This is a genomic window from Marivita sp. (assembly GCF_020055675.1).
Classification (GTDB): Bacteria; Pseudomonadota; Alphaproteobacteria; order Rhodobacterales; family Rhodobacteraceae; genus Marivita.
This window is the reverse complement of sequence record NZ_JAIPUS010000062.1, coordinates 1-5,846: the sequence shown is the minus strand read 5'-3', so window position 1 is coordinate 5,846 and position 5,846 is coordinate 1. Positions and strand designations below refer to the sequence as shown.

The 5,846-nt window shown below is 56.2% G+C and carries 6 protein-coding genes; all 6 read left to right on the top strand.

What is annotated here, in order from left to right; genetic code table 11:
• The first annotated feature begins 91 nt into the window (after positions 1-91).
• The 6 genes from LCF59_RS17385 (at position 92) to LCF59_RS17360 (ending at position 5,623) form a co-directional block, all read left to right on the top strand.
• Positions 92-301: a hypothetical protein gene (locus LCF59_RS17385; protein WP_292288884.1), complete on the top strand. Its 210-nt coding sequence runs from the start codon at positions 92-94 to the stop codon at positions 299-301.
• A gap of 116 nt (positions 302-417) precedes the next feature.
• Positions 418-1,785 carry a hypothetical protein gene (locus LCF59_RS17380; protein ID WP_292288883.1) on the top strand — a complete coding sequence of 456 codons (1,368 nt, stop codon included), beginning with the start codon at positions 418-420 and terminating at the stop codon, positions 1,783-1,785.
• A gap of 30 nt (positions 1,786-1,815) precedes the next feature.
• Positions 1,816-2,133 (top strand): DUF4158 domain-containing protein, encoded by a 318-nt coding sequence (locus LCF59_RS17375; RefSeq protein ID WP_292288882.1) that lies wholly within the window; start codon positions 1,816-1,818, stop codon positions 2,131-2,133.
• Entirely contained in the window at positions 2,130-2,348 is a 219-nt protein-coding gene (locus LCF59_RS17370) for a hypothetical protein (RefSeq protein WP_292288881.1), read from the top strand. The genes LCF59_RS17375 and LCF59_RS17370 overlap by 4 nt, the downstream gene beginning before the upstream one ends.
• Positions 2,349-2,351: 3 nt before the next feature.
• Positions 2,352-4,703, top strand: coding sequence for a Tn3 family transposase (locus LCF59_RS17365; protein ID WP_292288880.1), 2,352 nt, complete (start codon positions 2,352-2,354; stop codon positions 4,701-4,703).
• Positions 4,704-4,714: 11 nt separating this feature from the next.
• On the top strand, positions 4,715-5,623 hold the full coding sequence (locus tag LCF59_RS17360) for a hypothetical protein (RefSeq protein ID WP_292288879.1): 909 nt from the start codon (positions 4,715-4,717) through the stop codon (positions 5,621-5,623).
• Positions 5,624-5,846: the final 223 nt, after the last annotated feature.

Genomic DNA, 5,846 nt, shown 5'->3' with positions numbered 1-5,846 from the left:
ACGCGCCATCTGCGCATCCGTCAGCCAGAAAAGATCAGACATGTTCACCGCTCGTTTTCGGTCGGTGAATCACGCAAACTAGCGGAAATCAATGGGTAATGCTGCGGATTTCGCCTGGTTCCAGTTCGAGGGTGACACGTACATCGTTGGCAACACCAACAGCCCCACTTCACTTATTAATATGGCCGGAAATGGTACCAACTTCGAGAATGGTGTCGACAGCATCATCAAGATCGTTGGTACGGTTGACCTGTCCACCGCGTCTTACAACCAGACCGATGGTGCGCTCGAAATCGCCTGATCCTGCTCTCTAAGACGGATGCCTGTTGAAAGATAGGTGCGAAAAAAACAAGAACCCCCAGCTTCGGTTGGGGGTTTTATTTTTGACAATAGAAACAAATCGCTTGGGAGTGCAGCATGTCTAAGCCCAATCTACTCGAATTGCTTGATGCGTCTGGTCTCGCTCTGACTTTTACGAATATCAAACGCGCCATCGATACGTTGTATGGCAACGTAGGAGCGAACCTCGACAACCGTGATTGGGAAAAAATCCTGGCGTCGGGTAATGCGCTTGAGGCGGCTGAGACCGCTTTGGTGGAGCAGTATACTGATCCGGACTATCTCGAAACCAATGCCGCGCATGTTGTTGGATTGGGCTATTCTGCAGCGCAGGTTGAGTTAACATACCGTAACTTATCAGATCGCTTGGACGTCGAGCATGACAGGAGCTGGGCCACTGGTACGCCCTATGAACGTGTTGCCAGTTTGTCGGACAGCGCGCTTCAAGCTCAAGCGCAAAGCGACTACATTGCTGGTCTGCCTGTGCCGACCTTGACCATAAATTTGACAAACACAGGGATCAGTGTCGAGTCCTCCCTCAACGGGACATTCTTCATCGGTAATACCGAGCTTGTGAACTTAACCGCCGAGACTGCCAAGGCCTTAGAGGCCCAAGCGATGGTAACGACTGGGCAGCTCAAAGTGGAAGCCGACAATGGCAGGGAGAGCAGCCTCTCCTCCGAAACCATCACCCTTGGAACCACCGGCAACGATACAATCGATCGCTCTAGCGCCACAACGCAGGATGTCATTCATGGCTTTGGCGGCTCTGATACGATTGATGCCGGGGATGGCAACGACACCATTTATGGTGGAGATGGGGCCGATACCATCACTGGTGGCGCAGGTGCGGACCACATTGACGGTGGTATTGGGGCGGACGAATTCAGCTTTGCCGATATTGCAGAAGTTACTAGCGACACCTTGATTGATGGTGGAAATGACACCGACACGTTGGTGATTACTGCGGAGATCACAGCAGCGGTGGATTTGAACGCGACGGCGGGGCAAATCGTTAACGTTGAGAACTTGACGTTGACGGGTGGTTCGACGGCAGCTGTGACGCTTGATACGGATATGACTGGCGTGACCCTCGGCGCGGCTGGCTCGGTTGTTCTAAATGATGGGGCTCAGAGCGTAACTGGAAGCGCGGGTAATGACACGGTTGCGGTTGGAGACCTGACAGCAACTGGGACATTGGCCCTTGCGGCTGGTGCGAACGTCGTGACTGTTAGGGACGGTGCTGTGTTGGACAACGCCACGATCACTGCCACTGGCGGCACCGCAGCGTTAACCATTGAAGACAACGCGTCAGTCACCCTGAATAAGACAAACTATGACCTGTTCAACACGACTGGTATTAGGCCTAGCTGGCCCGAAGCTGCATATTTGGGCTTTTGCGAGAACATGAGGGGAACAAAATGCCTGATTGACGGTCTGTTCTGATATTGGATGATGCTTGCGTCTGGAGGGGTCATGATAGAGCAAGCATTTGCCTCGGTGTGGGGGCTTTCGTATTCGGATTTTGAATTTCTCAACCGTTTTGGACCGAAGTCGCGGGTCGCAATTGCGTGTCAGCTTCTTTATTTTCGGCAGTATGGCCGATTTCCTGCCGACCGCGTTGAACTGGACCCTGATGTGATCGCATACGTTGCTGACCAGATTGGGGCGGCAGACGATCTTTCCTACTCTTTTTCCAGCGATACCGCGCGACGGCAACGTGCGAGCATTCTCGATTTTTTGGATTTCGTCGCGCTTCTGATCGTGACCGCGCCAATCTCCAGGCCTGGATGATTGAGCAGCTTGGTGGGCAGGACCTGACCTTGGCAGACTGGATCGAACGTGGTTTTGATCAGGCGCGGCAGGTGGGCGTTTTTATCCCGTCAGACAAGATCATGGAACGCCTTGCCCGCGCTGCCCGCCGGGATTTCCGCGATGGTTTTCTGATGCGCGTAGGTGCGCTGCTCCACGCCGGAGCCATTGAGCAATTGGAGTGGGCGCTCTTGTAGCCTTTGGCCGATACGGGGTTTCAGCGACTGAAGGATGATGTGGGCGCGGCAACGCTGGAAAGCGTGTTGCTGGCAGCTAGGAAGGTGTCCTTTGTCGATGGCCTCGATCTACCAATGGCTGTTCTTGATCGGGTTGAGCGGGGATGGATTGCGCGGCTTGCGCGTCAGGTAGAAGGTGAAACCGCCTCGGAAATGCGCCGTCATGCCCCCGAGAAGCGCCTCGGACTTCTTGCGGTCTACCTGATACATCGCCGCTCGCAGCTGATCGACGGCCTCATTGATTTGCTGTTGGAGGTGGTTCATCGTCTGGGAACACGATCGCGCCGCAAGGTCATTCAGGGCCTCGCGGCCGATATAGGCGCGGTTCACGGCAAGGAACGGTTGCTTGTCGAGATCGCCATGGCCGCGTTGGATCATACCGAGGGCCGGATTGAAGACGTTATCTTCCCTATCGCTGGAGCGGGTAAGCTCCGGGCAGTCGTTGACGAACATCGCGCCAAGGGTACCTTGGACACGCGCATCCAACAAACCATGCGCAACTCATATGCCAGCCACTACCGCCGCATGTTGCCACCGTTGCTCCGAGCTTTGCGATTTCGGTCGAACAACGCAATGTGGCATCCGATATTATCCGCCTTGGATCAGATTATCCGGTTTGCGGAAGCTGGTCGCCGGGTGGTTTCTGAAGATGATACTCTAGCAGGGATTATCCCCGGGAAATGGTGCAACACAGTCATTGACGAGAACGGCCGGGTCAATGTTGTGTCCTTTGAGCTCTGTGTGCTGACGCAACTGCGGGAACGCATCCGTGCCAAAGAAATCTGGATTGAGGGCGCGGACCGGTACCGCAATCCGGATGATGATCTGCCGGGGGACTTTGCCGCGCGCCGAGACGCCTACTATGCCGATCTGGGGCTGTCACGTGACGTGCAGAGCTTTGTCGCGGGCGTTAAGGCGGACCTGGAACAGGAGCTTCACCTGCTGAATGCAACCTTGCCTGACAATGACAAAGTGCGCCTGCGGTGGGGCGGGGAGAACCGGATTTCCGTAACGCCGCTGGCGCCGGCTCCAGAGCCGGCTGGTCTGGCGACGCTGAAAGCCGAGGTTGCCCGGGCTTGGCCGATGACCGGGCTTTTGGATGTTCTCAAGGAAACCGCCCTCAACACAGGGTTTCTGAACAGCTTTCAGACATCGGCCAGCCGGGAGGCTTTGCCAGATGTCGTGCGAAATCAACGCTTGCTGCTCTGCCTTTACGGCTTGGGAACCAACGCGGGCTTGAAACGCGTGGCCGCCGGTTCTCCCGATGTCAGTTATGACGAACTCTTGCATATCTGGCGGCGCTATATTGACCCTGCTTCCCTCAAGGCAGCGTGTGCGCAGGTTGCCAATGCGACGCTGGAAATCCGCAACCCGGAAGTTTGGGGTGCGCCGGGCACGACCTGTGCTGGGGATTCCACCAAGTTCGGAGCGTGGGACCGCAACCTGATGACGGAATGGCATGCGCGCTATGGTGGACGCGGCGTCATGATTTACTGGCATGTCGAGCGGCAGGCAACTTGCATTTATTCGCAGCTGAAACGCTGTTCGTCTTCCGAAGTGGCCGCCATGATTGAGGGCGTCTTGCGGCACTGCACTGACATGGAAATCCAACGGCAGTATGTAGACAGCCACGGACAAAGCGCTGTCGGCTTTGCTTTTTGCCATCTTCTGGGATTTGAGCTTGCGCCACGTCTCAAAGCTATCGCGCGCCAAAAACTCGCCCTTCCGAGTGCGGGTATGCGAGGGCAACTGCCTAATCTGTTGCCAATTCTGTCAGGCGTGATCGATTGGGGTGAGATCGAACGCCAGTATGATGAAATGGTCAAATACGCAGCCGCCATGCGGCATGGAACGGCTGACCCGGAGGCCATCCTGCGCCGGTTTGCGCGATCGGATATGATGCACCCCACCTACAAGGCGCTGGCGGAGCTTGGCCGCGCCACCAAGACGATATTCCTGTGCCGATACCTTCGGTCCGAGGCGTTCCGCCGGGAAATTCACGAAGAGCTGAACGTCGTGGAAAACTGGAACAGCGCCAACAGCTTCGTATTCTTCGGCAAGGGCGGCGAAATCGCAACCAACCGTGTGCGGGACCAGGAAACCGCCGCGCATGCGCTGCACCTGTTACAGTCGTCATTGGTCTACGTGAACACGCGAATGGTGCAATCCGTCCTGCGTAACCCCAATGTGGTCGCACGCTTGTCCCCAGAGGACTATCGCGGCCTGTCACCGCTCATTTATCTACACATCAACCCTTATGGCCGCTTCGAGGTCGATCTGGATAAGCGGATCGATTTTGAGCCTATGGCCGCTTGAGGAGGTCCGACATGCCCACATTCAAGAAACCCCGCAAGAAATCATCTAGCGCCTCCCGAACTTCAGAGCTGAAGTCATTGCCCAACGCCGCCGCGCTTGAGGACTTGGCGAGACGCATCGATATGCACCCAGATGATGAGGCTCTCAGCGAGGCGCAATTTCTGATGTACGATGCCTGGGAAACGCCTGACGGGCGCAGCCGTGCAGCGCTAGCGCGCCAGGCCCTGAAAATCTCGCCGTTCTGTGCGGATGCTTGGCTCACCCTCGCAGAGCGCTCAACCCTTTCAGTGGTAGATCGGCGAGAATACCTCGAACGCGCAGTCAAAGCAGGTGCGTTGGCGCTTGGAAAGAATGGCTTCCAGGAATACGCAGGTAGTTTCTGGGGTTTTCTGGAGACCAGGCCCTATATGCGGGCCCGTCATATTCTGGCAGAAGATCTTTGGCAGGCCGGTGAGCGTGAGGCCGCCATTGATCACCTGCGCGAAATGCTTGTTCTTAACCCAGGCGATAATCAGGGGCTTAGATACGTACTGCTCTCATGGTTGCTGGTGATCCGTGACGATGCTGCCGTCGAAGAGTTGCTCAGAGAGCACGATGATGAGGCCAGCGCTTTCATGTGTTACACGCGAGCTCTATTCGCGTTTCGAAAGTCCGGCGACAACGAAATCTCGCGCCGGACCGTCGCCGAGGCTTGGGAGTGCAATTCTCATGTTCCGGCCCTTCTGGCACGACGTGGTCGGATCCGAGCCGAAGACCCGGGGTATTACACACTGGGCGGTGAAGATGAAGCTGCCTACTATCTGGAGGAGTACGGGTTCGCCTGGAAAGAGACGCCCGGCGCGGTAGATTGGCTGGTCGATGTCACGAAGGACCTGAAACCGCGGCAGCGGGGCCACAGACGGGATGAGACGCTGCACTAAAGCCGTCATTAAGGGTATACCCAAAGCGGCGCGGCGCGTGAACACTGAAACACACCGCTTTTCTGTTCACTTTGGGTCTGTTTCGAGATAAAGAACAGATCATGTCACAGGCACACCCAGAATGAACACTTATCAGGCCAAAATCGGATATGCGCGCACCTCGACCGTCGAACAGAATCTCGATGCGCAAATTGCTGCCTTGAAAGCGGCCGGTTGCGGCATG

Excerpts from the sequence above, each read along its gene's own strand:
- LCF59_RS17360 (WP_292288879.1), top strand. The coding sequence starts at position 4,715 with ATGCCCACATTCAAGAAACCCCGCAAGAAATCATCTAGCGCCTCCCGA.
- LCF59_RS17370 (WP_292288881.1), top strand. The coding sequence starts at position 2,130 with ATGATTGAGCAGCTTGGTGGGCAGGACCTGACCTTGGCAGACTGGATC.
- LCF59_RS17380 (WP_292288883.1), top strand. The coding sequence starts at position 418 with ATGTCTAAGCCCAATCTACTCGAATTGCTTGATGCGTCTGGTCTCGCT.
- LCF59_RS17385 (WP_292288884.1), top strand. The coding sequence starts at position 92 with ATGGGTAATGCTGCGGATTTCGCCTGGTTCCAGTTCGAGGGTGACACG.
- LCF59_RS17375 (WP_292288882.1), top strand. The coding sequence starts at position 1,816 with ATGATAGAGCAAGCATTTGCCTCGGTGTGGGGGCTTTCGTATTCGGAT.